Genomic DNA, 3922 nt, shown 5'->3' with positions numbered 1-3922 from the left:
ACTGTGAGTGACTGCCCGCCTCATGAAGCGCCGATGGCGGGGTGGGGGCAGGTATTCGGGCAATTGTTTTCTGAAGAGGTAGTGGTGCACAATCATGCCAAAGGAGGAGCGAGCACCAATTCTTTTGTGGAGGAAGGAAGGCTTCAAGCAATTGCCGAGCACATCACACAAGGCGATTATTTGTTGATTCAATTCGGCCACAATGACCAAAAACCGCGGGGGACGAAGCCGTACTCCACATTTCAGCAGTTTCTTACCTTGTTTGCAGATACGGCACGCGAAAAGGGCGCGCATCCTGTGTTCGTCACATCGGTGCAGCGCCGCCGCTTTGATGAAAACGGACGGATCGAGCATACGCTCGGTGAGTATCCCGATGCGATGAAAGCACTGGCGAAGGAGCTCGATGTACCTGTGATTGATCTGCTTGCGAAAACAAAGGTGCTGTATGAAGCATACGGGCCGGAGGAGTCGAAGCGATTGTTCGTTTGGTTTCAGCCGAATGAACATCCGAATTACCCGGACGGCATTGAGGACAATACGCATTTTTCGGAAAAAGGTGCAATGGAGGTTGCGAAGCTTGTGGCAGAAGGCATTGAAGAGCTCGGACTTCCGCTTAAGAACCATCTTGTGAGCCGGGAGGGGAAAGAACATGTATAAAGAACGCGCGTGCCTGTACCGCAATCCGCTCCGGTCTAAAAGCGATGTGAAGGACTGGCGGATGGAGGGAGGCGGACAGATCTCATTTGACGATCACAGCTTGCACCTGTCACATGTCCAGGATGAAGCGCACTTTGTCTTTTGGTGTCCGGAAACCTTTCCAGACGGCATCATTGTGACATGGGACTTCTCTCCGATCGAGCAGCCGGGATTGTGTATGCTGTTTTTTTCTGCTGCGGGAATGGGAGGCGAGGATTTGTTTGATCCAAGTCTCCAGAAAAGAACGGGAAAATACCCCGAGTATCATTCGGGGGACATCAACGCTCTCCACCTGTCGTATTTCCGCAGAAAATACGCGGGGGAAAGAGCGTTCCGCACCTGCAATTTAAGAAAAAGCCGCGGTTTCCACCTCGCCGCAATGGGGGCCGATCCGCTGCCTTCTCCAGACGACGCTGATTCTCCGTATCGTATGAAGCTGATCAAAGACAAAGGCTATGTGCACTTTTCAATCAATGGTCTGCCCATTCTTGAGTGGATGGACGACGGCAGCACATATGGGCCTGTGTTAACAAAAGGAAAAATCGGGTTCCGGCAGATGGCCCCCATGAAAGCAGCTTACAGGGATTTTGCCGTGTATCAAGCGGTGAGAAGATGAAGACGACTGTAACGGATGCGCTTTATGCAGGCTGCGAAGCGGTGGTGAAAATAGCATGGCTCAACGGGCTGTGGCTGTTGTTTACACTTTTGGGCGGCGTTCTTTTCGGATGGGCGCCGAGCACAGCCGCGATGTGTGCCGTTATAAGGAAATGGCTGATGGGGCAAAAGGATGTCCCGATATTTCCGTTATTTCTCGATACCTATAAAAAAGAGTTTCTCAAGGTTAATGCGATCGGATTGGCGTTTTCGGCTCTTTTGCTCATATTGTCCGCGAACTATCATTATTTTTCTGCCAGTACGGATTGGCTGTCCTTTGCCGTAACAAGCTGCACGCTGCTTGCAGGGCTTTTGTATATCATCGCGCTGATGTATGTGTTTCCCCTTTATGTGCATTACCAGCTCCCGCTTCGCAAATATATACCGCAGGCACTGCTGTTTGGCGCCATGAGGCCGCTGACGACCGGCTGTATGCTGATCGGGTGCGGATTTATCCTTTATTTGCTGTATACGCTTCCTGGCCTGATTCCGTTTTACGGCCCGTGTTTATTTGGGCTTGTGTTGATGTTTTTTGCTCTTAGGGGATTTCAAAAGACGGAGGCCCGGCATCATCAAGCCGGGTAACAAAAAAATGACAAATACGCAAAAAAGTGCAGTGTCCGAAATAGGCAGATGCAAAAAAGTGAAATTGAAGACAGCTCACACAGCGCATAAAATCCAATTTAAGTAAGCGCTTACATATAAATGAGAAGGAGCTGTCTGATGATTACACGAAGGAAACGCATGTTTACCGCTGTTACGTTGCTGGTCTTGTTGGTGATGGGAGCCTCTGTATGTCCTGTGAAAGCTGAAGGGGCAGCGCGGCAGATGGAAGCGCTGAATCGGGGGCTTGTAGCGGTCAAGACGGACGGGGGCATTTTTGTCAGCTGGCGGTTTCTTGGAACCGAAAACGCATCTGTTTTGTTCAATGTGTACAGAGACGGGCAAAAACTGAATGCTGCGCCTGTCAAAACAACGAACTATGTGGATAAAAACGGATCGGCGGGCTCAACGTATACGGTTCGGACTGTTGTAAACGGTACCGAACAGCCGGCTTCTGAAAAAGCCTCCGTATGGGCGCAGCCGTATCATTCCGTCCCGCTGGATAAACCGGCTGGCGGCACGACGCCAAAGGGTGAAGCTTACACGTACAGCGCTAATGACGCAAGTGTTGGCGATGTGGATGGTGACGGGCAATACGAGCTGATCCTGAAATGGGACCCGTCTAACTCAAAAGACAATTCACAGGATGGCTATACGGGTGACGTGCTGATTGACGCGTATAAACTGGATGGCACAAAGTTATGGCGGATCAATCTCGGCAAAAACATCAGAGCGGGTGCGCACTACACCCAATTTATGGTGTATGACCTTGATGGTGACGGAAAAGCGGAAGTGGCAATGAAAACGGCAGACGGGACAAAAGACGGCACGGGCAAAGTAATTGGAGATGCCAATGCAGATTACAGAAATGAACAGGGGCGTGTGCTTTCAGGCCCTGAATATCTCACTGTGTTTCAAGGTTCAACCGGGGAAGAGCTTGTCACCGCAAATTTTGAACCGGCGCGCGGCAATGTGTCGGATTGGGGAGACAGCTACGGCAACCGTGTTGACCGTTTTCTCGCCGGCATTGCCTACCTTGATGGACAGCGGCCGAGCCTGATCATGACCAGAGGGTATTACGCTAAAACCATGCTAGTTGCCTATAACTTCAGGGATGGAAAGCTGTCAAAGCTTTGGACGCTGGACTCCTCAAAGTCAGGAAATGAAGCGTTTGCTGGACAGGGGAATCACAACCTGAGCATCGCGGACGTTGACGGGGATGGAAAAGATGAGATTATTTTCGGCTCAATGGCTGTTGATCATGACGGGAAAGGCATGTACTCGACCGGCTTAGGCCATGGGGATGCCCTCCATACAGGAGATCTTGATCCGGGCCGGCCGGGGCTTGAGGTGTTTCAAGTTCATGAGGACAAAAATGCAAAATACGGCTTATCTTTCCGGGATGCTGCAACCGGAAAAATCCTTTGGGGCGTTTATGCCGGCAAGGATGTAGGCCGGGGAATGGCTGCTGATATTGACCCGCGTTATCCGGGACAGGAAGTGTGGGCAAACGGTTCTCTCTACTCAGCGAAAGGGGTCAAAATCGGAAGCGGGGTTCCGTCCTCGACCAACTTCGGCATCTGGTGGGACGGCGATCTGCTCCGGGAACAGCTGGACAGCAACCGAATTGATAAGTGGGATTATCAAAACGGCGTATCGAAAAATGTGCTGACTGCATCAGGCGCAGCGGCTAACAACGGCACAAAAGCAACACCGGCGCTTCAGGCTGATCTGCTCGGTGATTGGCGGGAGGAAGTGGTATGGAGAACGGAGGACAGCAGTGCTCTTCGCATTTACACGACGACCATTCCGACTGAGCACAGGCTGTATACGCTGATGCACGATCCGGTGTACCGGCTTGGCATCGCCTGGCAAAATGTCGCCTATAACCAGCCGCCGCACACAAGCTTCTTTTTAGGAGACGGCATGGCGGAACAGCCAAAACCAAATATGTATACGCCTTAACTGA

General features: G+C 51.4%; 4 protein-coding genes. All 4 read left to right on the top strand.

Features of this window, described 5'->3' with window-relative positions; translation table 11 throughout:
- Positions 1 to 657: rhamnogalacturonan acetylesterase (gene rhgT, locus ACWHAR_RS19450; RefSeq protein ID WP_452087574.1), on the top strand; the 657-nt coding region annotated here is incomplete at its 5' end.
- The gene (locus ACWHAR_RS19445; RefSeq protein ID WP_087614419.1) at positions 650 to 1312 is read left to right on the top strand and encodes a YesU family protein; all 663 of its coding nucleotides are present in this window, start codon (positions 650 to 652) and stop codon (positions 1310 to 1312) included. The genes rhgT and ACWHAR_RS19445, both read left to right, overlap by 8 nt.
- Complete coding sequence (locus tag ACWHAR_RS19440) at positions 1309 to 1935, top strand: YesL family protein (protein ID WP_043857962.1); 627 nt, start codon at positions 1309 to 1311, stop codon at positions 1933 to 1935. The genes ACWHAR_RS19445 and ACWHAR_RS19440 overlap by 4 nt, the downstream gene beginning before the upstream one ends.
- 138 nt (positions 1936 to 2073) lie before the next feature.
- Entirely contained in the window at positions 2074 to 3918 is a 1845-nt protein-coding gene (rhgW, locus tag ACWHAR_RS19435; protein WP_448812324.1) for a rhamnogalacturonan lyase, read from the top strand.
- Positions 3919 to 3922: the final 4 nt, after the last annotated feature.

This window comes from Bacillus sp. LR--39 (genome assembly GCF_053613335.1).
The sequence above is the reverse complement of the archived record's forward strand: the minus strand, read 5'-3'. Positions and strand labels throughout refer to the sequence as shown.

What these genes read in the sequence shown, in the direction of transcription:
- ACWHAR_RS19445 (WP_087614419.1), top strand. Translation starts at nt 650, where the DNA reads ATGTATAAAGAACGCGCGTGCCTGTACCGCAATCCGCTCCGGTCTAAA.
- ACWHAR_RS19440 (WP_043857962.1), top strand. Translation starts at nt 1,309, where the DNA reads ATGAAGACGACTGTAACGGATGCGCTTTATGCAGGCTGCGAAGCGGTG.
- rhgW (WP_448812324.1), top strand. Translation starts at nt 2,074, where the DNA reads ATGATTACACGAAGGAAACGCATGTTTACCGCTGTTACGTTGCTGGTC.